This window comes from Cellulosimicrobium cellulans (genome assembly GCF_042723955.1).
Classification (GTDB): Bacteria; Actinomycetota; Actinomycetes; order Actinomycetales; family Cellulomonadaceae; genus Cellulosimicrobium; species Cellulosimicrobium cellulans_H.
Genome location: NZ_JBHXIC010000003.1, coordinates 44,519 through 69,261, shown reverse-complemented (window position 1 = coordinate 69,261; position 24,743 = coordinate 44,519). Strand labels below are relative to the sequence as shown.

General features: G+C 75.6%; 22 protein-coding genes. 6 read left to right on the top strand and 16 right to left on the bottom strand.

The window, feature by feature from the left end:
• Positions 1-104 precede the first annotated feature (104 nt).
• Positions 105-401, bottom strand: coding sequence for a co-chaperone GroES (groES, locus tag ACFWH7_RS01750; protein ID WP_047233053.1), 297 nt, complete (start codon positions 399-401; stop codon positions 105-107).
• Between the two features lie 241 nt (positions 402-642).
• Between groES and ACFWH7_RS01745 the strand changes: the two genes are divergently transcribed.
• Together ACFWH7_RS01745 and ACFWH7_RS01740 are read left to right on the top strand one after the other, a co-directional pair.
• Positions 643-1,932, top strand: a complete 1,290-nt coding sequence (locus ACFWH7_RS01745) for a class I SAM-dependent methyltransferase (RefSeq protein WP_378214716.1) — start codon at positions 643-645, stop codon at positions 1,930-1,932.
• Positions 1,933-1,937: 5 nt separating this feature from the next.
• A complete protein-coding gene (locus ACFWH7_RS01740; RefSeq protein ID WP_141388587.1) occupies positions 1,938-3,086 on the top strand; it encodes a glutamate--cysteine ligase in 1,149 nt (382 codons plus the stop codon).
• Between the two features lie 17 nt (positions 3,087-3,103).
• On the opposite strand, the gene ACFWH7_RS01735 is transcribed toward ACFWH7_RS01740, so the two are convergent.
• Together ACFWH7_RS01735 and tsaD are read right to left on the bottom strand one after the other, a co-directional pair.
• Entirely contained in the window at positions 3,104-4,252 is a 1,149-nt protein-coding gene (locus tag ACFWH7_RS01735; protein WP_378214715.1) for a hypothetical protein, read from the bottom strand.
• Entirely contained in the window at positions 4,249-5,310 is a 1,062-nt protein-coding gene (gene tsaD, locus ACFWH7_RS01730; RefSeq protein ID WP_378214714.1) for a tRNA (adenosine(37)-N6)-threonylcarbamoyltransferase complex transferase subunit TsaD, read from the bottom strand. Before tsaD ends, ACFWH7_RS01735 begins: the two co-directional genes overlap by 4 nt.
• 100 nt (positions 5,311-5,410) lie before the next feature.
• Between tsaD and ACFWH7_RS01725 the strand changes: the two genes are divergently transcribed.
• A complete protein-coding gene (locus tag ACFWH7_RS01725; RefSeq protein ID WP_378214713.1) occupies positions 5,411-6,031 on the top strand; it encodes a malonic semialdehyde reductase in 621 nt (206 codons plus the stop codon).
• A gap of 85 nt (positions 6,032-6,116) precedes the next feature.
• Here the strand turns inward: ACFWH7_RS01725 and ACFWH7_RS01720 are convergent, their stop codons facing one another.
• From ACFWH7_RS01720 to ACFWH7_RS01690, 7 genes are all read right to left on the bottom strand, one after another.
• Positions 6,117-7,037 (bottom strand): sulfurtransferase, encoded by a 921-nt coding sequence (locus ACFWH7_RS01720; protein WP_378214712.1) that lies wholly within the window; start codon positions 7,035-7,037, stop codon positions 6,117-6,119.
• Positions 7,034-7,585 (bottom strand): ribosomal protein S18-alanine N-acetyltransferase, encoded by a 552-nt coding sequence (gene rimI / locus ACFWH7_RS01715; protein WP_378214711.1) that lies wholly within the window; start codon positions 7,583-7,585, stop codon positions 7,034-7,036. The genes ACFWH7_RS01720 and rimI overlap by 4 nt, the downstream gene beginning before the upstream one ends.
• On the bottom strand, positions 7,582-8,313 hold the full coding sequence (gene tsaB / locus ACFWH7_RS01710) for a tRNA (adenosine(37)-N6)-threonylcarbamoyltransferase complex dimerization subunit type 1 TsaB (protein WP_378214710.1): 732 nt from the start codon (positions 8,311-8,313) through the stop codon (positions 7,582-7,584). Before tsaB ends, rimI begins: the two co-directional genes overlap by 4 nt.
• Before the next feature lie 47 nt (positions 8,314-8,360).
• Positions 8,361-8,912 (bottom strand): tRNA (adenosine(37)-N6)-threonylcarbamoyltransferase complex ATPase subunit type 1 TsaE, encoded by a 552-nt coding sequence (tsaE, locus tag ACFWH7_RS01705; RefSeq protein WP_378214709.1) that lies wholly within the window; start codon positions 8,910-8,912, stop codon positions 8,361-8,363.
• The gene (gene alr / locus ACFWH7_RS01700) at positions 8,909-10,234 is read right to left on the bottom strand and encodes an alanine racemase (protein WP_378214708.1); all 1,326 of its coding nucleotides are present in this window, start codon (positions 10,232-10,234) and stop codon (positions 8,909-8,911) included. Before alr ends, tsaE begins: the two co-directional genes overlap by 4 nt.
• 78 nt (positions 10,235-10,312) lie before the next feature.
• Positions 10,313-11,221, bottom strand: coding sequence for a pseudouridine synthase (locus ACFWH7_RS01695; RefSeq protein ID WP_378214707.1), 909 nt, complete (start codon positions 11,219-11,221; stop codon positions 10,313-10,315).
• Between the two features lie 31 nt (positions 11,222-11,252).
• On the bottom strand, positions 11,253-12,992 hold the full coding sequence (locus tag ACFWH7_RS01690; protein ID WP_378214706.1) for a bifunctional ADP-dependent NAD(P)H-hydrate dehydratase/NAD(P)H-hydrate epimerase: 1,740 nt from the start codon (positions 12,990-12,992) through the stop codon (positions 11,253-11,255).
• Between the two features lie 110 nt (positions 12,993-13,102).
• On the opposite strand from ACFWH7_RS01690, the gene ACFWH7_RS01685 reads away from it, so the two are divergent.
• Complete coding sequence (locus ACFWH7_RS01685) at positions 13,103-14,152, top strand: TIGR03560 family F420-dependent LLM class oxidoreductase (protein ID WP_378214705.1); 1,050 nt, start codon at positions 13,103-13,105, stop codon at positions 14,150-14,152.
• Between the two features lie 84 nt (positions 14,153-14,236).
• On the opposite strand, the gene ACFWH7_RS01680 is transcribed toward ACFWH7_RS01685, so the two are convergent.
• Together ACFWH7_RS01680 and glmS are read right to left on the bottom strand one after the other, a co-directional pair.
• A complete protein-coding gene (locus ACFWH7_RS01680) occupies positions 14,237-14,587 on the bottom strand; it encodes a holo-ACP synthase (protein ID WP_253050828.1) in 351 nt (116 codons plus the stop codon).
• 140 nt (positions 14,588-14,727) lie between these two features.
• Positions 14,728-16,605 carry a glutamine--fructose-6-phosphate transaminase (isomerizing) gene (gene glmS / locus ACFWH7_RS01675; protein ID WP_378214704.1) on the bottom strand — a complete coding sequence of 626 codons (1,878 nt, stop codon included), beginning with the start codon at positions 16,603-16,605 and terminating at the stop codon, positions 14,728-14,730.
• A gap of 125 nt (positions 16,606-16,730) precedes the next feature.
• On the opposite strand from glmS, the gene ACFWH7_RS01670 reads away from it, so the two are divergent.
• Positions 16,731-17,639, top strand: coding sequence for a DUF72 domain-containing protein (locus ACFWH7_RS01670; protein WP_378214703.1), 909 nt, complete (start codon positions 16,731-16,733; stop codon positions 17,637-17,639).
• 141 nt (positions 17,640-17,780) lie between these two features.
• Positions 17,781-18,770 (top strand): type I pantothenate kinase, encoded by a 990-nt coding sequence (gene coaA, locus ACFWH7_RS01665; protein ID WP_378214702.1) that lies wholly within the window; start codon positions 17,781-17,783, stop codon positions 18,768-18,770.
• A gap of 78 nt (positions 18,771-18,848) precedes the next feature.
• Here the strand turns inward: coaA and ACFWH7_RS01660 are convergent, their stop codons facing one another.
• From ACFWH7_RS01660 to glmM, 4 genes are all read right to left on the bottom strand, one after another.
• A complete protein-coding gene (locus ACFWH7_RS01660; protein ID WP_378214701.1) occupies positions 18,849-19,700 on the bottom strand; it encodes a DedA family protein in 852 nt (283 codons plus the stop codon).
• A 257-nt stretch (positions 19,701-19,957) separates the two neighbouring features.
• Positions 19,958-22,504: an ATP-dependent helicase HrpB gene (gene hrpB / locus ACFWH7_RS01655; RefSeq protein WP_378214700.1), complete on the bottom strand. Its 2,547-nt coding sequence runs from the start codon at positions 22,502-22,504 to the stop codon at positions 19,958-19,960.
• A gap of 59 nt (positions 22,505-22,563) precedes the next feature.
• The gene (locus ACFWH7_RS01650; protein ID WP_378214699.1) at positions 22,564-23,199 is read right to left on the bottom strand and encodes a peptide deformylase; all 636 of its coding nucleotides are present in this window, start codon (positions 23,197-23,199) and stop codon (positions 22,564-22,566) included.
• Positions 23,196-24,557: a phosphoglucosamine mutase gene (gene glmM, locus ACFWH7_RS01645; protein ID WP_378214698.1), complete on the bottom strand. Its 1,362-nt coding sequence runs from the start codon at positions 24,555-24,557 to the stop codon at positions 23,196-23,198. The genes ACFWH7_RS01650 and glmM overlap by 4 nt, the downstream gene beginning before the upstream one ends.
• Between the last annotated feature and the right edge of the window lie 186 nt (positions 24,558-24,743).

Here is a 24,743-nt window from a genome sequence, read left to right as displayed (position 1 = left end):
TCGTCGGTCCCCCGATCCTGCCGCGGGGGGGGCCCCCCGCCCCGGCCCCCCGCCGGGCCCGCGCCGGGGCGGGGGGGGGGCCCTGCTGCTGGAACGGGTCGGCGTCAGCCGACCACCACGGCGAGGATGTCGCGCGCGGACAGGACCAGGTAGTCCACGCCGCCGTACTTGACCTCGGTGCCGCCGTACTTGCTGTAGATGACCTTGTCGCCGACGGTCACGTCGAGCGGGACGCGGTTGCCGTTGTCGTCGACACGGCCCGGACCGACGGCCAGGACCTCGCCCTCCTGGGGCTTCTCCTTGGCGGTGTCCGGGATGACCAGGCCGGATGCGGTCGTGGTCTCGGCCTCGAGGGCCTTCACGACGATCCGGTCCTCGAGCGGCTTGATGGGGACCGACACGTCGGACCTCCCCTTTCGCGGTGAGAACTGCAACGGATGGGTCGAGCGCACCGGCTGGCCGTCGTCGCGGGTGCCGGACAGCCTGGTCGCACGTGGTGCCGCCTCCGCGAGCGGTGGCGGCACGACCTCAAATCTAGGTCGCCGTTAGCACTCGGTCAAGGCGAGTGCCAACGTCCGCCCCTCGGGACGATCCGGGTCCCGGCTGCGCGTGGTCCCCCTCCCCCGTGGAAGGATCGACGCCATGGACGCCGCCACGCTGACCAAGCTGCTCAGCCCCGAGGGCTGGGCGCTGCTCGGCGCGCTCCCACCGTACGACGAGCAGCAGGCGCTCGTGCTCTCGGCGGGGCTGCGCGCGAAGGGCGTCGACCCGGACCTCGCCGCCGCGGCGCTCACGCAGTCGCGGCTGCGCGCGGCGGCCCGCGGCAAGCTCGGCGCGTTCGCCGACGGCATGCTCTTCACGCAGGCGGGGCTGGAGCAGGCGAGCCGGCTCGTCGTCGCGGGCCTGCACGCGCGGCGTTACCAGGAGGCGGGCATCGGGCGCATCGCCGACCTCACGAGCGGGATCGGCGTCGACGCCCTCGCGTTCGCCGCCGCGGAGCTCGAGGTGCTCGCGACCGACGTCGACGAGCTCACCGCGGCGATCGCCACCGTGAACCTGCGCCACTTCCCCGAGGCCGAGGTGCGCCACGGCGACGGGCTCGCGCTCGATCTCGAGGGCGAGCGGGTCGAGGGCGTGTACGCGGACCCCGCCCGGCGGACACGGGGCGGCAAGCGCGTGTTCGACCCGAAGGCGTACGCCCCGCCGCTCGACGCGGTGTGGGCGCTGCGCGAGCGCGTCCCCGCCGTGGGCATCAAGGTCGGTCCCGGGATCCCGCACGACGGCCTGCCCGAGGACGCCGAGACGGAGTGGGTCTCGGTCGACGGCGACGTGGTGGAGGCGGGCCTCTGGTTCGGGCCGCTCGCGCCCGAGGGACCGGGCCGCTCCGCGCTCGTCCTCACGACGTGGACCGGCCCGGACGGGACCGAGCGCACCACGACGCGCCGGGTCGCCCACCGCCCGGGCGACGAGGACGTCGCACCCGACGTGGGCGGCGTCGGGCACTACCTCTACGAGCCCGACGGCGCGGTCATCCGCGCGGGGCTCGTCGCCCACGCCGCCCGTGGGCTGGGCGGGCGGCTGCTCGACCGGACGATCGCGTACGTGACGACCGACTTCCCCGCGCCCCTCGACGCGACCGGGCTCGCGGACGGCCTCGCGCGCGGCTACCGCGTGCTCGACACGATGCCGTTCGGCCTCAAGCGGCTGCGCTCGTACCTGCGCGAGCGCGGCGTGGGACGCCTGACGATCAAGAAGCGCGGCACGGCCGTCACGCCCGAGCAGCTCCGCCGCCAGCTCGCCCTCACGGGCGACGCGACCGCCACGATCGTCCTGACGCGTGTGGGCGGGTCCCAGCAGGTCCTCGTCGTCGAGCCGCTCGCCGCCACCTCGACTGGCGCCCCGCAGAGCGGTGTCCAGGAGGGTCCGCGGTGAGCGTCCTGCCGCGGCGCACCGCGATCCCGTTCGCCCGGTCGGAGCGCTCGACCGTCGGGCTGGAGTGGGAGCTCGCGCTCGTCGACGCCGACTCGGGCGACCTGCGCCAGGTCGCGCAGACGGTCCTCGACGCGGTGCGCCCGGAGGGCGGGGGCACGCACCCGTCGATCAAGCAGGAGCTGCTGCTGAACACGGTCGAGGTCGTGAGCGGCGTGTGCCGCACCGTCGGGGAGGCGGGTCGCGACCTCGAGCGCTCGATCGAGGAGCTCCGGGCGGTGACCGACCCGCTGCGCGTGGAGCTCATGAGCGCGGGCACGCACCCGTTCGCGCGCTGGGCGCAGCAGAAGGTCACCGACAAGCAGCGCTACAACACCCTCATCGACCGCACTCAGTGGTGGGGCCGGCAGATGCTCATCTACGGCGTGCACGTGCACGTCGGCATCGAGGACCGCGCCAAGGTGCTGCCGATCCAGCGCGCGATGCTCACGACGTTCGCGCACCTGCAGTCGCTCTCGGCGAGCTCGCCGTTCTGGGGCGGCAAGGACACCGGGTACGCGTCGAACCGCGCGCTCATGTTCCAGCAGCTCCCCACCGCGGGGCTCCCGTTCCAGTTCGCCACGTGGGAGGAGCTCGAGGGCTACGTCGCGGACATGCTGCACACGGGGGTCATCGACGCGTTCGACGAGATCCGCTGGGACCTGCGCCCCGCCCCGCAGTTCGGCACGCTCGAGACCCGCATCTGCGACGGCGTCACGAACATCTCCGAGCTGCTCGCGCTCGCCGCGCTCACGCACTGCCTGGTCGAGCACTTCTCCACGCTGCTCGACGAGGGCCGCGAGCTCCCGAGCATCCCCCCGTGGTTCGCGCAGGAGAACAAGTGGCGCTCCGCGCGCTACGGCATGGACGCGATCATCATCCTCGACCGCGAGGGCAACGAGGAGCTCGTGACCGACGCCGTCGGGCGCCTGCTCGTCGAGCTCGAGCCCGTCGCCGCACGGCTCGGGTGCCTGGACGAGCTCGACGGCGTGCGCACGATCGTGCGGCGCGGTGCGTCCTACCAGCGCCAGCGGGCGGTCGCGCGCCGCAACGGGGGCGAGCTGGACGCCGTCGTGCGCTCGCTCGTCGCGGAGATGCGGGCGGGCCGTCCGCTCTGACGGTCCACCGGGGACGGTCAGTAGTCGCGCAGGACCACGCCGAGGTCCGCGGCGCGGTCGGCGAGCCACGTCGGCGACCAGTCGTCGGCGTCGCACGGCGACGACGTGCGGTCCGCCGCCGCCTCCGAGTACCCGCCCCACGACAGCACGCGGCACGTCGCGTCGGTCTCGAGCGCGTGCGTCCACTCCTCGTCCTCCGCGAACCCGGAGTCGACGGCCGACTGGAGCAGGTCGAACTCGTGCCACCACTGGAGCATGTGCGACAGCTCGTGCGCGAGCAGGACCTGCTTGGTCGCCGGGTCGGAGTCCTCGCCCCACCACACGAACAGCACGGTCGGGTGGGCGGGCTGGAAGCAGCCCGCCGAGCCCGTCGCGTACGCGTCGTGCTCCGCGACGTGCTCCATGCCGCAGTTGAGCGTCGGGTCGTCGGTGAACACCACCTGCACGCCCTCGTTGGCGGGGTTGAGGGCGAGCAGCCACGCCGTGGGGTCGGGGTGGTCGGGCAGGAAGGGCGTCGTCTGCGTCGCGCCCGGCACGGGGTCGGGCAGCGGCTCGGCGTACTCGCCCGCCTTCCAGGCGGCCTCCACGCCGGTGGCCGACGCGCTCGCGTCGGGGCTCGGGTCCTCCCAGACCGTGGGGGGCGGCACGGCGCCCTCCTGCGCGGTGGGCAGGACCGCGCCGTCGTCCCGCGCCTCGCGCACGTCGTTGACGAGGTACGCGACGACGGACACCACGAGCACGAGGACGAACATCACGACCCGCCCGGCACGTCCCCGACGGCGGCGCGGCACCTCCCACGAGACGGTGGACGCCCCGTACGCGGGTGCGGTCGCCGCCGGGGCCCCGTACGCGGGCCGGGTCGCGGGAGCGCCGGAGGACTGGCCGTACGGCGGAGCGGTCGTGGCGGCCGGCGTCCCGTAGGCAGGGACGTGGGCCGTCCCGGAGGAGGGGCCGCGCGGCGCTCCCACGGGCGCCGTGGCGGACCCGTAGGCGGGCACAGGCACAGGCACGGACGCGAGGAGCGCCCGGTGCTGCGCCGTCCAGTACGCCGCGGCGTGCTCGGCCTGGGCCCGCTCCGGCCCGGGGCGCGACGCGGCGGCCGCCTGGGCCCACGCGCGCGCGCGGCGGAGCGCCTCGTCGGGCGTCAGGCCGGGCTCGGAGGTCACACGTGCGTCACGGTCAGCGGCATCGACGAGTCCACGCCGATGTCGAGGCTCGACGGCGCCACGCCGGCCCGCACGACGGCCGACCCGAGCGCGGCGATCATCGCGCCGTTGTCGGTGCAGTAGCGGATCGGCGGGATGCGCAGCTCGATGCCCGCCTCCGCGCAGCGCTTCGCGGCCATGTCGCGCAGCTGCGAGTTCGCGCTGAAGCCACCGCCGACGACGAGCGTCGACACGCCGTTCCGCTCGCACGCCGCGATGGTCTTGGCGGTGAGCACGTCGGCGACGGACTCCGCGAAGGAGGCGGCGACGTCGTGCACGGGGATCTCCTCCCCCGCGTCCTGCCGGGCCTCGACCCACCGCGCGACGGCCGTCTTGAGGCCGGAGAACGAGAAGTCGTACGCGTGCTTCTCCTGGTCCTTGCGCGCCGTGAGGCCGCGCGGGAACCGGATCGCCGTCGGGTCGCCCTCGCGCGCGAGACGGTCGATGTGCGGCCCGCCCGGGTACGGGAGGCCGAGCAGGCGCCCGACCTTGTCGAACGCCTCGCCCGCCGCGTCGTCGAGCGTCGAGCCGAGCTCGGTGACGGACGTCGCGACGTCGTCGACGAGGAGGAGCGAGCTGTGCCCGCCGGACACCACGAGCGCCATGACACGCTCCGGGAACGCGCCGTGCACGAGCTCGTCGACGGCCGCGTGGCCGATGACGTGGTTGACGCCGTAGAGCGGCTTGCCGAGCGCGAGCGCGAGCGCCTTGGCGGCCGACGCGCCGATCGTCAGCGGGCCGACGAGACCCGGCCCGGCGGTGACGGCGATCGCGTCGACCTCGGACAGGTCGACGTCGGCCGTGCCGAGGCTGCGCTCGATGGTGGGGATCATCGCCTCGAGGTGGGCGCGCGACGCGACCTCGGGGATGATGCCGCCGTAGCGCGCGTGCTCGTCCATCGAGCTCGCGACCGTGTCGACGAGCAGCTCGCGACCGCGGACCAGCGCGACGCCGGTCTCGTCGCAGGACGTCTCGATGCCGAGCACCAGGGGCTCGCCGGAGCTCGCAGAGGAAACCATGGCGTCCAGGGTAGTCGCGCGCGCGGCCGGTCCGTGTCGTGTCGCGCACGTCACACCGTCTGCCGGGAAGATGGTTCAATCCTCAACCGTTGCCTCGGTCATGAGCACCGACACCCTGGCTCCCGCGAGCCTGCAGATCGACGAGACCACGGCCGACCGCCTCTTCCGCGAGGCGCGCACCACCGCGCAGTTCACCGACGCCGAGGTGACCGACGAGCAGCTCGCCGCGGTCTACGACCTCGTCAAGTGGGGCCCGACGGCCATGAACACCGTCCCGCTGCGCATCCTGGCCGTGCGCACGCCCGAGGCCCGCGAGCGCCTCGTCGCGCACATGAACGACGGCAACAAGGAGCGCGTGGCGAACGCGCCGCTGTCGCTCGTCGTCGCGTACGACCCCGCGTTCCACGAGCACCTCGACACGCTGTTCCCGCACGTGCCCGGCATGCGCGACAACCTCCACGGCGTCCCCGAGGTCCGCGACGGCATGGCGCGCGACAACGCGTACATCCAGGCGGGCTACCTCGTCGTCGGCCTGCGCGCCGCCGGCCTCGCCGCGGGCCCGATGAACGGCATGGACCGCGCCGGGATCGACGCCGAGTTCTTCGCCGACAACGGCTGGAAGTCGATGCTCGTCATCAACGTCGGTGTGGCCGACGGCGCCGGCACGCCCTACCCGCGCTCGCCGCGCCTCGCGCCCGAGCAGGCCATCGCGACCGTCTGACACGCACCGCGGCCCCGCCGCGACCGCACGTCCGCCGAGGCGGCGCCCCACCGGGCGCCGCCTCGCGGCGTCCTGGGGGAGCTCGTCAGGTCGCGGCAGGCCGGGCAGGGTCGTTCGACCACTGGGACCACGAGCCGGCGTAGAGGGCCGCCTCGACGCCGAGCGTCGCGAGCGCGGCGACCTCGTGCGCGGCGGTCACGCCCGACCCGCAGTAGACGCCCACGGCGGGACGGTCGTCCGCCGCGGTCTCCGCCGTCACCCCCACGACCCCGAGCCCGGCGAACCGCTCCCGCAGCGCGTCGTCGGCGAGGAACGCCCCGTCGGCGGCGAGGTTGTCCGTGGTCGGCGCGCTCACCGCGCCGGGGACGTGTCCCGCGCGCGGGTCGACCGGCTCGACCTCGCCGCGGTAGCGCTCGGCCGCGCGCGCGTCGAGCAGGACGCCCGACGTCGCGAGGTCGGCCGCGCCGTCGGCGTCGAGCACGGGCATCCCGCCCGGCGTGACGACGACGTCGCCCGGCTCGGGCCGCACGTCGCCCTCGTCGAGCGCGTGCCCGGCCGCCTGCCAGGCGGCGAGACCGCCGTCGAGGATCCGCACGTCGTCGTGACCCGCCCAGCGCAGCAGCCACCAGGCGCGCGCGGCGGACGTGCCGCCCACGGCGTCGTAGACGACGACCGGTCGGTCCGCGCGCACGCCCCAGCGCCGCGCCGCGGCCTGGAGGTCGGCGGGCTCGGGCAGCGGGTGCCGACCCGCGGCGGGCGACGGCGGCGCCGCGAGCTCGGTCTCGAGATCGACGTAGACGGCGCCCGGGACGTGCCCCGCCCGGTGCTGCTCGCGCCCGTCAGTGACGCCGAGCGCCCACCGCACGTCGAGCACGACGGGCGGGCGCTCCCCCGCGAGCGCCGCCGCCAGGACGGGCACGGTGACGAGGACGTGGTCACGGCGCGCGGCGTCGGGCCCGCGGTCGTCCGTGCCGTGGCCCGGGCCGCGCGGCGCGGGCGCGGTCATGCGACGGCGCCGGTCTCGGACGCCGTCCCGTAGTCCGGCGTGTCCGGTCCGTCGGGTGTCGTGGTCGCGCCGAGCTCGAGCCGCATCGTGTAGGCGTCGACGTCCTCGGGCTGGTAGTAGCGCTTGCGGACGCCGAGCTGCTCGAACCCGTACTTCGCGTAGAGCGCGAGCGCCGGGTCGTTGTCGACCCGCACCTCGAGCAGCACCGCGCTCGCGCCGAGCTCGCGCGAGCGGGCGATGAGCGCCTCCAGGAGGGTCGAGCCGACGCCCTGGTGCTGGAACGCGGGGTCGACGCCGAGGGTCATGACCTGGGTGACGTCGCCGTCGAACCACAGGCCCGCGTAGCCGACCACGGGCTGCGGGCCGGCGGCGTAGAGCCGCACGGGCTCCGCGGCGACGTACCAGCGCCCGAGGCCCGCGAGCTCGTCCGCGAGCATCCCGTACGTCCAGGCGCCGCGCCCGAACAGCTCGCGCTCGAGCTCGACGACGCGGTCGAGGTCGGCCGCCCTGAGCGGACGCAGGCGGATCTCGTAGCGGCGCACGCTCAACGGGACCCCTCGGGCGCCGGGGCGGGCACGGCGTCGCTCACGCGCTTGCGGGCGGCGGCCTCGTGGACGTCCGGGCGGCGCAGGTACAGCGGCTCGGTCGGCTGGTCCGTCCCCGCGGCGCGGCGCGCGATCGCGAGCCGCGCGAGGACGGCCGCGTCGGGCACGAGCGGCGCGTCGTCGGCGCCGTCGAGGGCGTCGGGGTAGAGCTCGCCGCCCTCCCCCACGACGACCGCGCCGGCGGCGTGCTCGGCGACGGCGGCCGCCGGTCCGACGTCGGGACCCGCGACGGTCTCCAGCACCGGGACGGCGTGCGGGCCCTCGTGCGCGACGACGCGGTAGCGCGCCCAGTACACCTCGCGGCGGCGGGCGTCGGTCGCGACGAGCAGCTCGTCGTCGGGCTCGAGGCCGAGGTCGCTCACGGCCTGCGCGGCGATCGCGTCGAGGCTCGGGACGCCGAGCACGGGGATGCCGAGCGCGAAGCCGAGCGTGCGCGCGGTGACGAGACCGACCCGCAGGCCCGTGAAGGGCGCGGGGCCCGTGCCGACGGCGACGGCCGTGAGGTCGCGGCGGTCGACCCCGGCCTCGGCGAGCGCCTCCTCCACGAGCGGGGCGAGCGCCTCGGCGTGCCGGCGACGCTCGGGGGCGTCGCGGCGGGCGAGACGGGCGCCGTCGTCGGAGACGACGGCGACGGCGACGGAGGCGGAGGTGTCGAGCGCGAGAACAGCCACGGCCCCCAGCCTACGGCCGGGACCGGGACTGTTCCCCTCGCGGTGCGCTACCGGGTCAGTGCGGCGACGTCGAGGCCGGACCAGCGCGTCCCGACCCCGCGCACGGTCACGCGCCGCTCCCCGGCGTCCGGGGCGTCGTCCGACCGAGCGTCGACGCCGCCGCGCGGGCGCTCGAGCACGATCTCGAGGCGGTCGCCCGCGAGCGCCTCCACGAGCCCGCTGCCCCACTCGACGACGGTCACCGACTCGTCCAGGCTCGAGTCGAGGTCGAGCGCGTCGACCTCGTCGAGCGAGCCGAGGCGGTACGCGTCCACGTGCACGAGCGCCGGGCCGTCGCCGAGCGAGGGGTGCTCGCGCGCGACGATGAACGTCGGCGACGCGACCTGGCCGCGCACGCCGAGCCCGGCACCGATGCCCTGGGTGAGCGTCGTCTTCCCGGCGCCGAGGTCGCCCGTGAGGATCACGAGGTCGCCCGCGCGCAGCACGCCCGCGAGGGCGCGGCCGAACGCGCGGGTCGCGTCGGCGTCGGGCAGCACGACGACGCCGTGCGCGTCGGCCACGTCGGCGGAGGGCGTCGAGGGGGTCGGGTCGTCGGTCATGCGCGGACCGTCCTTTCGGTGCTCTGCTGGCTCGGGTCGCGCGCGAGCAGCGCCCGCGCACCGTCGTCGAGCACGTGGGTCCCCACGTGCTCGCGCGGCACGCGCGCGCCGAGGCGCGTCGTGATCTCGTAGCTGATGGTCCCGGCGGCCCGGGCCCAGTCCTCGGCGGTGGGGACGCCGTCGTGCTCGACGCCGTCGCCCGCGCCGAACAGCGTGACGACGTCGCCCGCGCGCTCGGCCGCGTCCGGGCCGAGGTCGAGCACGAGCTGGTCCATGCACACGCGGCCCGCGACGCGCAGGACCCGACCGCCGTCTCCGGGACGCGCGCCGACGAGGACCGGGCCGCCGGGCGCCCCCGCGGGCCCGCCCCCCGAGGCGTGCCGCGGGATCCCGTCGCCGTAGCCGAGGGGGACGACGCCGAGCGTCGTGTCCTGCCGGGTCGTGTAGTGGTGCGAGTAGGAGACGCCGTGCCCGCCGGGCACGCGCTTGACCGTGGCGAGGCGCGCCTCGAGCGTCATCGCGGGGCGCAGCCCGTACCGGGACGGCGGCCCGAGCTGCGGCACGGGCGTCATGCCCCACACCGCGAGGCCGGGTCGCACGAGGTCGTAGTGGGTACGCGGCGCGGTCAGCGTCGCGGCCGAGTTCGCGAGGTGGCGCAGCTCGGGGGTGACGCCCGCGCGCTCGGCGAGGCGCACGGCCTCGTCGAGCACGTCGGCCTGCGCGACGACGCTCGGGTGCCCGGGCTCGTCCGCGAACGCGAGGTGCGACCAGAGCCCGACGACGCGCAGCGCCCCCTCGGCCTGGGCGCGCGCGACGGCGTCGAGCACGTCGGGCAGGTCGGCGGGCATGATCCCGTTGCGCCCGAGGCCGGTGTCGACCGCGAGGTGCACGCGCGCGGTCCGGCCCGCGGCCCGGGCCGCGGCGACGACCTCGTCGACCGCCCAGCGTGCGGCGAGCGAGACGTCGACGTCCGCCTCCACGAGCACGCGCAGCGGGGCGCCGGGCGGGTAGAGCCACGTGAGGACGCGCGCGCGGTCCACCCCGATCCCTGCGGCGCGCAGCGCGAGCGCCTCGCTCGGCTGCGCGGTCCCGAGCCACGTCGCGCCGCCCGCGAGCGCACCCAGCGCGCTCGCCACGAGGCCGTGCCCGTAGGCGTCGGCCTTGACGACCGCCATCACCTGGGCCGACGGCGCGTGCCCGGCGAGGGCGCGGACGTTGTCTCGGATCGCGGCCAGGTCGACGACGGCACGGGCCGGGTAGGCGCAGGGGTCAGGGGTGCCGGCAGGTGCGCCGGGCGGGGTCGTGCGCTGGGTGTCGCTCACGGTGGACGATTCTCTCACTCGCCCCCGGCGGACGGTCGAGCGGTCGCCGGCCGGCGGACCGGGGCGTCACCGGTCCGCTCACCACGAGCCGAGCACGCGGCCCGTCTCGAAGCGGCGCTCACGGCCCGAGAGCGGGTCGGCGAACGCGAGCGAGCGCGAGACGAGCTGGAGCGGGCGGGTGTAGTCCTCCGGAGCGACGTCGTACGGCTCGGGGTAGAAGTTGTCGTGCACGATCGGCACGCCGAGGCGCGCCATGTGCAGCCGGAGCTGGTGCGTCTTGCCGCTGTGCGGCTCGAGCCGGTAGCGCGCGAGACCGCGGGACGGGTCGGCCTCGATCACGTCGACGCGGCTCTCCGCGTTGGGCTCGCCGTCGACCTCCTCGGCGCGCAGGACGCCGCGGCGCTTGACGATGCGGCTGCGCACGGTCGCCGGCAGCTCCAGCGCGGGGTCCCACGGCGCCACCGCCTCGTACGTCTTGCGCACCTCGCGCCGCGCGAAGAGCTCCTGGTACGCGCCGCGCACCTGCGGGCGCAGCGTGAGGAGCAGGACGCCGGCGGTGACGCGGTCGAGGCGGTGCGCGGGGCTGAGGTCGGGCAGGTCGAGGTCGCGCCGCAGCCGCACGAGCACCGAGCGCGCCACGTACGACCCTCGCGGGATCGTCGCGAGGAAGTGCGGCTTGTCGACGACGAGCAGGTCGCGGTCGCGGTGCAGCACGCGGACCTCGAACGGCACCTCGGGCTCCACCGGCGGGTCCCGGTAGAGGAACACGAAGCCGCGCGGCTCGTACGGGGTGGTCGCGTCCACCGGCCGGCCGCGCCCGTCGACCACCTCGCCCGCCGCGACCTTCTCGGCCAGGCGGGTCGCGTCGTCGGGGAAGCGGTGGCGCACGTAGTCGAGCGTGCGCGTGTAGCGCGCGACGCTCTCGGCGTCGTGCGGCAGCACGAGGCGCGTCGGGTTGAGGCCGTCGCGCACGGGGAGGGGGACCACGCCCACCACGGTACCGGCGTGGGTCCAGCGCTCAGCGCGCGGCGAGCAGCTCCGCGACGACGGCGGGGACCGCGTCGGCGACGTCGAGCGCCGCGACCGGGCCGCCCGGGTTCGCCCGCTCCGCCGCGAGCCCGTGCACGACGGCGGCCACCGCAGCGAGCTCCGCGGCCAGCCCCGGCTCCCGGACGACCCGCGCGGCGTGCGCCGCCAGCACGGTGCCGAGGATCCCCGCGAGCACGTCCCCCGCCCCCGCCGTCGCGAGCCAGGCCGGCGCGTCCGCCTGGGACCACGCGCCCTCCGGCCCGACGACGACGGTCGCCGACCCCTTGAGCAGCACCGTCGCACCGGTGGCCTCGTGCGCGCGCCGCGCCCACCGCAGCGGCTCGGCCTCGACGTCCTCGCGCGTCACGTCGTCGCCGCGCGCCCGCAGGAGCGTCGCGAGCTCGCCCGCGTGCGGGGTGAGGACGACCGACGGCGGGCACCGGTCGGGCAGCAGGGACAGCGCCCCGGCGTCGACCACCACGGGCACCCGCTCCCCCACGACGTCCGCGGCGAGCTCGCCCGTCGCGGCCGCGAGCGCGTACCGGACCCGTTCGTGCTGGCCGCCGTCGTCCACGGGGTCCTCGTCCGGTCCGGGGACGGGCGGCACGCCGGGTCCGAGCACCCAGGACTGCACGCGGCCCGCGGCGGGCACCACCTCGGGCCGGGCCGCGAGCACCGCACGCGTGACGTCGTCGGGCCCGCGGTAGCGGACCATGCCCGGGCCGGTGCGGACCGCGGCGTTCGCGACGAGCACCGCCGCGCCCGGGAAGGTCGGCGTGCCCGCGACGACGCCGACGACGCCGCGCGTGTACTTGTGGTCGGTCGGCCCCGGCACGACCCATCGAGCCGCGACGTCCGCGCGCTCGAGGCGCCGCACGACGGGCCGCGGGGCGCCGCCGCCCTCGGCCGGAGCGCCCAGGCGCAGCCCGATGTCCACGACCGCGCCGTGCCCGGCGAGGTGCGTCGCGGGCGGCAGGAGGAGCCCGGGCTTGGCCGCACCGAACGTCACCGTGCGGTCGGCCCGCAGCACCGGTCCGGTGACCGTGCCGTCGTCGACGCCGACCCCGCTCGGCGCGTCGACCCCGACGACCCAGGGGCGCCCGCGCACCCCGGCCCCGGAAGAGCGCCCGCCGCCGTTCCCGGGCACGCCGTCGCCGCCAGGCTCCCCGCCCGCGTGCGCGTCGCCGTCGAGCACCGCGGTGACGTGCCGCACGAGGTCCGCCGCGACGCCGCGCAGCGGTCCCCGGGCGCCGATGCCGACGAGGCCGTCCAGCACGACGTCGGCGCGCGCGACCTGCGCGGCGACCCGGTCGGCGACGTGCGGGTCCAGGTGGTCGTGCGGCCGGTCGGGCCGCGTCGTGTCGTCGGGACTGCCGACGAGCACCTCGACGCGCCCACCCGCGTCGAGGAGCGCCGCGAGCCCGCCCGCGTGCGCGTGCTCGCCGGTGAGGACGGCCAGCACCTCGACGCCCCGGCGCGCCAGGTACGCGCCCGCGTGGAGCGTGTCCCCGCCGTTGTTGCCCGACCCCACGAGCAGGACCGCCCGGGCCCCCGTCACGCGCCCGTCCCGGCGTCCGCCGTCGGGCAGGGCGACCGAGCGTCGTCGCGCCAGGTCGCGCGCGACGATCGTCGCGAGCGCGAACGAGGCACGCTGCATGAGCGGGACGCCCGAGGCGAGCAGAGGCTCCTCGGCGGCGCGCACGTCGGCCGCGGACCAGGCTTCGATCATGACCTCATCCTGCCGACCCCGTGCCCGGGTCGCCTCCGCGGACCACCGCAGGGTGAGACGGCGGACGTCGCAGGGCGGGCCTCCGCACGACCCCGCATAGGGTGACGACCATGCGATTCGGACTCTTCATCCCCCAGGGCTGGCGCTACGACCTCGTCGACGTCGCGCCCGAGGACCACTGGAAGACCATGCTCTCCCTCCTGCACTACGCCGACAACGCCGCGGCGGGCGAGCCCCTGCCGGGCGGCGAGTTCGCGTGGGACGGCGTGTGGGTCTACGACCACTTCCACACCACGCCGACCCCGAGCACCGAGGCGACGCACGAGGCGTGGACGCTCATGGCCGCGTTCGCGGCGGCGTCGCAGCGCGTGCGCCTCGGCCAGATGTGCACGTGCATGGCGTACCGGGACCCGACGTACCTGGCGAAGGTCGCCGCGACCGTCGACCACGTCTCCGGCGGTCGGCTCGAGATGGGCATCGGCGCGGGCTGGTACGAGCACGAGTGGCGCGCGTACGGGTACGGGTTCCCGAGCGCGGGCGAGCGCCTGCGCGCGCTCGACGAGGGCGTCGAGATCATGGCGCGCATGTGGCGCACGGGGTCGTCGGGCACGTTCGAGGGCCAGCGCTACCAGGTGGACGGCGCGCTGTGCTACCCGCAGCCCCTCCAGCAGGTCGTCGTGGACGGCGAGGGCGCGAAGCCGAGCATCCCGCTGTGGATCGCGGGCGGCGGCGAGAAGAAGACGCTGCGCATCGCCGCCCGGCATGCGCAGTACACGAACTTCGACGGCTCGCCCGAGGGGTTCGCGCACAAGTCCGCGGTGCTCGAGCAGCACTGCCGCGACCTCGGTCGCGACTTCGGCGAGATCACGCGCTCGGCCAACTACAACGTCGTCATCGGCGAGACCGAGCAGGACGTCGCGGACCGGCTGGACCGGATCGAGGAGCACGCGCGGCGCTGGTTCCCCGAGAAGGCGGACGACAACGTCGCGTCGTGGCGGGGCGGTCCGCTCGTCGGGACGCCGGAGCAGATCGTCGAGACGCTCACGGGTCTGCGCGACCAGGGCCTCGGCTACGCGATCGGCTACTTCCCGTTCGCCGCGACCGACCGCGACCAGCTCGAGCTCTTCCAGCGCCAGGTCATCCCGGCCCTCCAGTCCTGACCGCCGCACCGTGTGGGCGTGAAAAGGGCCCGGTTCTCGGCCGGTCACCGGGCGCATGAGATGCCCACAGCGCGCGGCGGGCGGTCAGCCCTCCGCGACGACCATGGCCGAGGCGATGCCGGCGTCGTGGGAGATGCTCAGGTGCCAGGCGGTGATACCGAGCGCGTCCGCGCGCGCCGCGACCGTGCCGGTGATCTCGACCTCCGGCGGGCCGCCGACGACGCGGTGCACCGTCGCGTCGTGCCAGCGCATGCCCGCGGGAGCCCCCAGCGCCTTGGCGATGGCCTCCTTCGCGGCGAACCGCGCGGCGAGCGACGCGGGCGGCAGGTCGCGCTCGGCGGCCGTGAACAACTTCTCCCGCAGCCGGGGCGTCCGCTCGAGGGTCTCCATGAACCGCGCGACGTCCACGACGTCGATCCCCACGCCCTTGATCATGCGCTCACCCTACGGCCGGACGCCGTCCCGCCTGGTCCCCGACCAGGCGATCCCACCACGACGAGCAGGTGGTCCTGGCTCGTCCGGGAGACGGGACGAACCAGGACCACCTGGTCAGTGCCTGACGGGTTCCGCGAGGGCTACTCGACCGTGACCGACTTCGCGAGGTTGCGCGGCTGGTCGACGTCGAGGCCCTTGGCCGTCGCGAGCGCCATCGCGAAGATCTGCAGCGGCACGACGGCCAGCAGCGGCGAGAGCAGCGTGGGCGACTCGGGGATCCAGAAGATCTCGTCCGCGTAGGGGCGCACGGCGTCGTCCCCGTCCTCGGCGATGACGAGCGTCCGCGCCCCGCGGGCTCGGATCTCCTGGATGTTCGAGATGACCTTCGAGTGCAGGCCCTCGCGGCCCTTGGGCGACGGCACGACGACGAACACCGGCTGACCCTCGTCGATGAGCGCGATCGGCCCGTGCTTGAGCTCGCCCGCCGCGAAGCCCTCGGCGTGGATGTACGCGAGCTCCTTGAGCTTGAGCGCACCCTCGAGCGCGACGGGGAACCCGACGTGCCGGCCCAGGAACAGCACCGACTTCGCGTCCTTCATGGACCGGGCGGTCGCGCGGACGTACTCGCCGCGCTCGATGACGGTCTGGATCTTGCGCGGCATGTCGCGCAGGTCCTCGAGGATCGCCGAGATCTCGTCGGGGAACTTGTTCCCGCGCAGCTGCGCGAGGTACAGGCCCAGGAGGTACGCGGCGGTGATCTGCGACAGGAACGCCTTGGTCGAGGCGACCGCGATCTCCGGCCCGGCGTGCGTGTAGAGCACGGCGTCGGACTCGCGCGGGATGGTCGACCCGTGCGTGTTGACGATCGAGATGACCTTGGCGCCCTGCTCGCGCGCGTGGCGCACGGCCATGAGCGTGTCCATCGTCTCTCCGGACTGCGTCACGGCCACGACGAGCGTCTTCTCGTCGACGATCGGGTCGCGGTAGCGGAACTCGTGCGCGAGCTCGACCTCGACCGGGATGCGGCACCAGTGCTCGATCGCGTACTTGGCGACGTGGCCCGAGTACGCGGCCGTCCCGCACGCCACGACGATGATCTTGTCGACCGACCGCAGCACGGCCTCGTCGATGCGCAGGTCGTCGAGCACGAGCTTGCCCGACGGGTCCGTGCGGCCGAGCAGCGTGTCCGCGACGGCGTGCGGCTGGTCGTGGATCTCCTTGTCCATGAAGGACGAGAAGCCGCCCTTCTCCGCGGCGGCGGCGTCCCAGTCGACCGTGTAGCGCTTGGCCTCGGCCGGGTTCCCGTCGAAGTCCGTCACCTCGACGGCCGTCGGGGTGATCGTGACGATCTGGTCCTGGCCGAGCTCGAGCGCCTCCTTGGTGTGGGAGATGAACGCCGCGACGTCGGAGCCGAGGAAGTTCTCGCCCTCCCCGAGCCCGACGACGAGCGGCGAGTCGTGCCGCGCGCCCACGACCGTGTCGGGCGAGTCGGCGTGGACGGCCAGGAGCGTGAACGTGCCCTCGAGGCGGCGGGCGACCTGCCCCATCGCGAGCGTGAGGTCCTTGGTCTCGCGGTAGGCACGAGCCAGGAGCTGCGCCGCGACCTCGGTGTCCGTCTCCGACCGGAACCGCACGCCCTCGGCGAGCAGCTCGGACTTGAGCGTCGCGAAGTTCTCGACGATCCCGTTGTGGATGACCGCGAGGCGGTCGTCGTCCGCGAGGTGCGGGTGGGCGTTGGTGTCGGTCGGGCCGCCGTGCGTCGCCCACCGCGTGTGCCCGATCGACGCGGTCGCCGCGGGGAGCGGGTGCAGGTCGATCTCCTCGACGAGGTTCGCGAGCTTGCCCGACTTCTTCGCGAACGCGACGGCGTCGATCCCGGGCGCGACGAGCGCGACCCCGGCCGAGTCGTAGCCGCGGTACTCGAGCCTGCCGAGTCCTTCGAGAGCGACGTCGAGGGGTCGCCCCGAGGCCTCTCCGACCATGGTTCCAGGGCCTACGTAGCCCACGATTCCGCACATGGTGATCGAGTCTAGCCACGGACGTGCGCCGCTCCGGAGCCGCACGATCCCGCGGCTTTTCGTGAGGTCCGCTGCCAAAAACGTCCCGCGGGCGAACGGCGCCCGGGCCGGTGAGGGTGGACCTCGTGCCCACCGTACGGATCGGTCTCTCAGGATGGCGGTACGCCGACTGGCGCGGCCCGTTCTACCCGCCCGGCGTCCCGCAGCGCCGTGAGCTCGAGCACGTCGCGTCCGTGTTCCCCGCGGTCGAGCTCAACGGGTCGTTCTACTCGCTGCAACGTCCGTCGTCGTTCGTCGCGTGGCGCGAGCAGACGCCCGAGAGTTTCACGTTCGCGGTCAAGGGACCGCGCTTCGTCACCCACATGAAGCGGCTGCGGGACGTGCGCACGCCCCTCGCCAACTTCTTCGCGAGCGGCGTCCTCGCCTTCGGCGACCGGCTCGGTCCCGTCCTGTGGCAGCTCCCGGCGCGCACGACCTTCGACCCCGCGCTGCTCGACGAGTTCCTCTCCCTCCTGCCCCGCACGACGGCCGAGGCCGCCCGCCTCGCCCGCGACCACGACGACCGCCTGCGCGCACCCGCCTGGACCGACGTGGACGTCGACCGTCCGCTGGTCCACGCGCTCGAGCCGCGCCACGAGTCCTTCGCGAGCGCCGAGGCGCTGGACCTCCTGCGACGGCACCGGGTGGCCTTCGCGATCTCGGACGGCGCGGGCCACTGGCCGCTCGTGGAGGCGGTCACGAGCCGCCTCGTGTACGTGCGGCTCCACGGCGACCAGGAGCTGTACACGAGCGGCTACCGGCCACGCGTCCTCGACGCGTGGGCCGAGCGCGTCCGGACCTGGTGCGAGGCCGGTCACGACGTCGAGGTCTACCTCGACAACGACGTCCACGCGCACGCCCCGGCCGACGCGCTCGCCCTCATGGCACGGCTGCCCGACCTCGCGCTCGCCGGTCCCGGCCCCGCCGTCGAGCCCGCGCCGCGCCGTCGTCGTGCCACGCACCCGGAGCGCGGCGCGGGGGCCGGTGCGCGCTGAGCACCCTCCCGTGACGTTCGCGAGGCCTGGCCCCCCGAGACGCGTCCGACGTCGACCGCTCGCGCTCCTCCTGTGCTGCCGGTGCCGGGGTCGCAGGCCCTCGTGCACCAGCACCGCCGCGGATCCGGCAGAATCGGGCGGGTGCCCTTCCCCGTCGACGACCCGTCCGACCTCCTGCCGGCCCATCTCGCGGCACCGTCGTCCTCGCCGTACGTCGACCTCGACCGCGCGGTGTGGAGCCGCCTGTCGGAGTCGACGCCGCTCCCCCTGACGGACGACGACGTCACCCGGCTGCGCGGCCTCGGCGACCCCATCGACCTCGCAGAGGTCGACGCCGTGTACCGCCCGCTCTCGCGCCTGCTCAACCTCTACGTGACCGCGACGTCGGGGCTCCACGAGGCGACGTCGACGTTCCTCCGGGAGGAGACGGGCAACACGCCGTACGTCATCGGCGTCGCGGGGTCGGTCGCGGTGGGCAAGTCCACGACGGCGCGCGTCCTGCGCGAGATGCTGGCCCGCTGGCCCGAGACGCCGCGCGTGGAGCTCATCACGACCGACGGCTTCCTCTACCCCAACGCGGAGCTGGCCCGCCGCGGGCTCATGGACCGCAAGGGGTTCCCCGAGTCCTACGACCGCCGCGCGCTCATCCGGTTCCTGTCCAAGGTCAAGGCGGGCCACGCCGAGGTCAAGGCACCCGTCTACGACCACCTCACGTACGACATCGTGCCCGGGGCGGAGGCGGTCGTGCGCAAGCCTGACGTGCTGGTCGTCGAGGGGCTGAACGTCCTCCAGCCGGCCCGGCCGAGCGCGCACGACGAGTCCACGGTCGCGGTCTCCGACTTCTTCGACTTCTCGATCTACGTCGACGCCCGCACGCGCAACATCCGGCAGTGGTACGTCGACCGGTTCCTCGCCCTGCGCCGCACGGCGTTCGCCCGGCCCGAGTCGTACTTCCGCCGCTACGCCGACCTCACGGACGAGCAGGCGGTCGAGAAGGCGAAGTCGATCTGGGACGCGATCAACGCCCCGAACCTCGAGCAGAACATCCTGCCGACGCGCGGCCGCGCGACGCTCGTGCTCACCAAGGGCTCGGACCACTCGGTCCAGCGGGTCCGGCTGCGCAAGCTCTGAGCCTGCGCGACCTCTGAGCCTGCGCGACGCCGCGGCGGGCGGGACCCGCCACCAGGATCCGGCCGACGGCCGCTCGGCTCAGGCGCGGGGTGCCGCGCCCGGCGTGCGCGGCGTGCCCGGCCCGCCCGTGCTCCCCGACGGCGACGGTCCCGGGGCGCCGGACGACACGCCCTCCTCGGCGCCGGTCACGTCGTCGCCGGTCACCTCGGTACCGGTTCCCACCGTGCCGGTCACGTCCGCGCTCGTACCCTGCAGGGCCGGATCGCTGCTCGTCGGCGCCGCGGGCACGGGGACCACCACGGGGAGCTCGCCCCGGTGCCGCGCGCGCATCATGAGCACGCGGTCGATGACGAAGCCGGTAGCAACCCCGAGGACGACGCCGACGACCATCGCGAGGAGCGGCTCGTGGCCCAGCCACTGGGCCGCGACGAGACCGATGAGGACCGAGTACACCGCCCACGTGACGGCCGCGATCCCGGAGAACGCCATGAAGCGGCGGCGCGGGTACCCCACGGCGCCGGCCGTCATGTTCACCGCGACGCGGCCGACGGGGATGTAGCGCGCGGCGAGGATGAACGACGCCCCGCGGTGCGCGAGCGCCCGCTCCGCCCAGGCCACGGCCTTGCGGCCCCGCGGTGAGCGCAGGAACCGGACGCGGTCGGTGCCGATGGCGCGGCCGATCGAGAACGCGATCTGGTCGCCCGTCCACGCGCCCGCCGCGGCGACCAGGAGCACGAGCAGCAGGTTGGGCTCGCCGGTCGCGTGCGCGGACACGGCGAGCGTGATGACGACGGACTCGCTCGGGATGGGCGGGAAGAACCCGTCGATCGTGGCGAAGCCGAACAGCGCGGGATAGATCCACGCGGACGCCGCGAGGGCGAGAATCCAGGTCTCCAGATTCTCCAGGAAGGTCGACACGGCGTCGGGCAACGGCGTCCTCGTTCGTCGGCTGGCGGGGAGGCCAGGCTGGCGGCGGCGGCAGGTCGGGCGTCCTGCGCCACGACAAGCCTACGGAGCGCGACGACGTCGACCATCAGGGAAACCCCCGGTTCACCCCTGAGGATTCCCGCCCGGCAGCGCCGCGCCCGGTGACGAGTCTTCCGTGCCGCGGCCGACGACGCGTCATCCCGACGAACGACTTCTCGCGACGAGAGCGTACGTCGTGAGGACCAGGGCCCTCCACCCGCTCACGCGTCGCGCCGGCGCGGGCGCGGCGTCCCCCGCAGCGGCTGGGCGGTGCTCGGGTCCTGCGGCCACGCGTGCTTGGGGTAGCGGCCCCTCAGCTCGGCGCGCACCTGCGGGTAGCCCTGCACCCAGAACGAGGCCAGGTCTGCCGTGACCGCGGCCGGGCGACCCGCCGGGGAGAGCAGGTGCAGCAGCACGGGCACGCGCCCGTCCGCGACGCGCGGCGTGCTCGCCCAGCCGAACGTCTCCTGGAGCCGGACGGCCAGCACCGGCTGGTCCTGCGCGTAGTCCACCGCGACGCGCGACCCGCTCGGCACCTCGAGCCGCTCGGGCGCGAGCGCGTCGAGGCGGGCGGCCTCGGGCCACGGCAGCAGGCGGCGCAGCGCGCCCGCGAGGTCGGTGCTCCTGCCCCGCGCGACGGCAGGGACGTCAGGGCCGAGCCAGGCGTCGAGGCCGTCGAGGAGCGCGTCGTCACCCACGTCGGGCCACGGGTTCCCCATCGCGCGGTGCACGAACCTCAGGCGGTCGCGCAGCCGGAGCGCGCCGCCGGACCACGGGAGGCTCGCGAGACCGTCCCGGCGCAGCCCGTCACGCACGGTCGCCACCAGGAGGTCGGCGGGCGGGTCGCGCCAGGGCTCGCGCACGAGCTCGATCGCGCCGAGCGAGGTCACCCGGGTGGCGCGCACGCGCCCGCCCGCCCACTCGGCGACGCCGGTCGACCGCAGCTCGGTCGCCGCGGCGGCCCGCGCCGTCGCCTCGTCGACGGGCGCGGCGGACCGCACGACGGCGTCCGCCCGACCCGCCGTCCGGTCCACGTCGGCGACCGCGAGCCACGGCGAACCCTGCAGCGGCGACGCTGGAGGCAGCCGTGCGCCGGCCCCCGAGACCAGGAGGTAGGTCTCGCCGCCCGGCCGCAGCCGGGCCAGCCGGTCGGGGTGCGCGAGCGCGACGACGTGCCCGACGGCGGCGTCGTCGGCCAGCCCGCGCCGCACGCCCCGCTCCGCTCCCCCGACGGCGTCGTCCTCGGACGCGGCGGCACGCGCCACCCGCTCGAGCCGGTCCCGCTGCGCGGCCCACGCGCCGGAGCCCGGACCCCCGCGGCGCAGCGCGCGCAGCGCGGCCGGCAGATCTGCCCCCGGGACGCGCACGTCCTCCGAGAGCAGCGCCACGACCTCCGCGGCGAGCCGCGCCCCCACCTCGGGGACGGCGTCGAGCAGCGCCCGCGCACGCCGAGGGTCGGCGGGGACGGCGGCGATGCGGCGCCCGAGCGGCGTCACCCCGTCGGGTCCCACGGCTCCCAGGCCGTGCAGCACGTCACGCGCGGCGGCCCAGGCGGCCGGTGGCGGGGGGTCCAGCAGCGCGAGCCCCGCGCCGTCGGGGCTGCCCCAGCACGCGAGCTCGAGCGCGAACCCGGTGAGGTCGGCCGTGCGGATCTCCGGCTCCGGGTGCCGCGCGAGCCGTGCGTGGTCGCCCTCCGACCAGCACCGGTACACGGCCCCCGGGCCCTCGCGCCCGGCACGGCCGGCGCGCTGCTCGGCGCCCGCGCGGCTGACGGCCACCGTCACGAGGCCCGGCAGCCCGCGGCGCACGTCCGTGCGCGGCTCGCGCGCGAGCCCGGCGTCCACGACGACCCGCACGCCCGGGACGGTGAGGGACGACTCCGCGACCGCCGTCGAGACCACGACCCGGCGCCGCGGCCCGGGTTCGAGCGCCCGGTCCTGCTCGCGCGGGGGCAGGCGGCCGTGCAGCGGGCGCACGTCCACGTCCGACAACCCGCGTGCCAGCAGGCCCGCGACGGTGTCCACCTCGCGCGCGCCCGGGACGAACACGAGGACGTCGCCCGTCCGCTCGCGCAGCGCGCGGTGCGTGGTGGCGACCACGTGGTCGAGCAGCGCCGGCGCGGTGCCGCGGGCGTCCGTGCGCGGGCCGCGCCCGGGGCACCAGACGACGTCGACCGGGTGGAGCCCGCCCTCGACCGCGACGACCGGCACCGCCCGCGAGCCCGTGGCGAGCGCCTCCGCCGTCCGCCCGGCCTCGACCGTCGCGGACATCGCGACGAGCGCGAGGTCGTCGCGCAGGTTCTCGCGCACGTCCGCCAGGAGCGCGAGCGCGAGGTCGTCCTCGAGGTGGCGCTCGTGCACCTCGTCGAGCACGACCCCGGCCACGCCCGGCAGCTCGGGGTCGCGCTGGAGCCGGCGGACGAGCGTGCCCGTCGTGACGACCTCGACCCGGGTGCGTCGCGACGTCCGCGACTCGCCCCGCACGGTGTAGCCGACGGTGTCGCCGAGGTCCTCGCCGAGCAGCGTCACGAGCCGCCGGGCAGCCGCCCGGGCCGCGAGCCGCCGGGGCTGCGTCACGACGACGCGACTGTCCGGGGCGTCCCCCAGGGCGACGGCGAGTGCCGGTGGCACCAGGGTCGTCTTGCCCGTGCCGGGCGGTGCCTGCACGACGACGGCCCCCGCCGCCCGCACCGCGGCGACCACCTCGGGGAGGTGGTGCCCCACCGGCAGGTCGGGCGGCGCGGCGAGAAGTCGGCTGAGCGGGTCCACCCCCGTAGTCTCCCGCGCCGACGCTCCCGTACCGCGCCGCTCAGGACCGCGTGACCCGGTCAGCCCGCCTCGCGCGACGCGCCCGGGAACCGCGCGACCCCGAGCGTGGACGAGAGGGTGCGCAGGTCGGCCCCGTCGACGTACAGCTCGCCGCGCAGGTGGTCGGTCTCGTGCTGGACGATCCGCGCCGCCCACCCGGTGAGCACGTCGTCGACCGGCCGGCCCGTCTCGTCCTGCCCGGTGAGGCGCACCGAGCGGGCACGCGTCCGCTCCGCCTGCCAGCCGTGCACGGACAGGCAGCCCTCGAAGAACGTCCTCGTCTCGTCGCCGACGGCCTCGTACCGCGGGTTGACGAGCACCCGGAAGGCGAGCGGGGGACGCTCACGCTCGTCGTCCGCGTCGGGGGCGCCAGGATCCTCCACGACGGCGACCGCGAGGCCGATCCCGACCTGCGGCGCCGCGAGACCCACCCCGGGCGCCGCGTGCATCGTCGCGCGCATCGCGTCGAGGAACCGCGGCAGCACGTCGCCGAGCTGCCCGGCGTACGGCACCGCCGGCGTGCGCAGCACGGGCTGACCCGCCTGCACGATCGGCAGGATGCCGTCGTCGTACGCGTCGAGGAGCGCGACCACGTGCTCGCGCAGCGCCTCGTCGACCCCCTGCCGCACGCCCGTCGTCCGCCCCGTCGCGCTCACAGCGCGAGCCGGTCCCGCACGACGCCCGCGAGCCGTGCGGCGACCGCGTCGGCCTGCTGCTGCGTCGCGGCCTCGACCATGACGCGCACGAGCGGCTCGGTGCCCGACGGGCGCAGCAGCACGCGGCCCGTCTCGCCGAGGGTCCGCTCCGCGTCCGCGACGGCGGCGAGCAGCGCCTCGTCGTTCGACGCGCGCGCCTTGTCCACGCCGGAGACGTTGAGGAGCGTCTGCGGGAGGCGCTGCACGACGCTCGCCAGGTCGGCGAGCTTCTGGCCCGTCGCCCGGACGCGCGCCGCGAGCTGAAGGGCCGTGAGCACGCCGTCCCCCGTGGTCGCGTAGCGCGACAGCACGATGTGCCCCGACTGCTCGCCCCCGAGCCCGTAGCCGTGGGCCCGCATCTCCTCGAGGACGTACCGGTCGCCCACGGCCGTCTGGACGGTCGCGATCCCCGCGTCGCGCATCGCGAGCAGGAGGCCCAGGTTGCTCATCACCGTCACGACGAGCGTGTCGTGCGGGAGCTCGCCCTCGTCCTTGAGCGCGAGCGCGAGGACGCCCATGATCTGGTCGCCGTCGACGACGGTGCCGCCGTGGTCGACCGCGATGCAGCGGTCGGCGTCGCCGTCGAACGCGACGCCGAAGTCCGCCTCGGACGCCACGACGACGGCCTGGAGCTGCTCCGGGTGGTTCGAGCCGCACGCGGCGTTGATGTTGCGGCCGTCGGGGCTCGCGTTGATGACCACCACGTCGGCGCCGGCCGCGCGCAAGGCTGCCGGGCCGACGTCGCTCGCCGCGCCGTTCGCGCAGTCGACCGCGATGCGCAGGCCGGCGAGCGGCTTGTGGTCCTCGTCGGCGCCGATGCTCGCCATGAGGTGCTCGACGTACGCGCCGCCCGCGCGACCGCGGTCGGGCGAGATGCGGCCGACCGTGCCGTGCGTCGGGCGCTGCCACTCCTGCCCGAGCAGGCTCTCGATGCGGTCCTCGACCGCGTCGTCGAGCTTGACGCCGCCGCGCGCGAGGAACTTGATCCCGTTGTCCTGCATCGGGTTGTGCGAGGCCGAGATCACGACGCCGAAGTCGACGTCCATGGTGCTCGTCAGGTACGCGACGGCCGGGGTCGGCAGCACGCCCACGTCCTTCACGTCGACGCCCGCGCTCGCGAGCCCGGCGATGAGCGCCGCGCCCAGGAACTCTCCCGAGACCCGCGTGTCCCGCCCGACCACCGCGCGCGGCCGGTGGCCCTCCTCCTGCCCGCTCGCGAGCACGCGAGCCGCCGCGACGCCGAGGTCGAGCGCGAGCTCGCCCGTCACGTTGCCGTTCGCCAGCCCGCGCACCCCGTCGGTGCCGAAAAGCCGTCCCATGGAAAGTCCTTCCTCGACCGGCCGTACGTCGACCGTACGACCGCCTGCCCTGCCACGCCCTCGACGGGGCTTGGTCACCGCCCCTCACAAACGACGTCGGGGCCCCCGGGGGGGGGGGGCGCGCGGGGCGCCGCGGGCCCGCCGCCCGGCGGGGGGGGGTTGATGGGGGGGGGGAAAAAGGGGGGT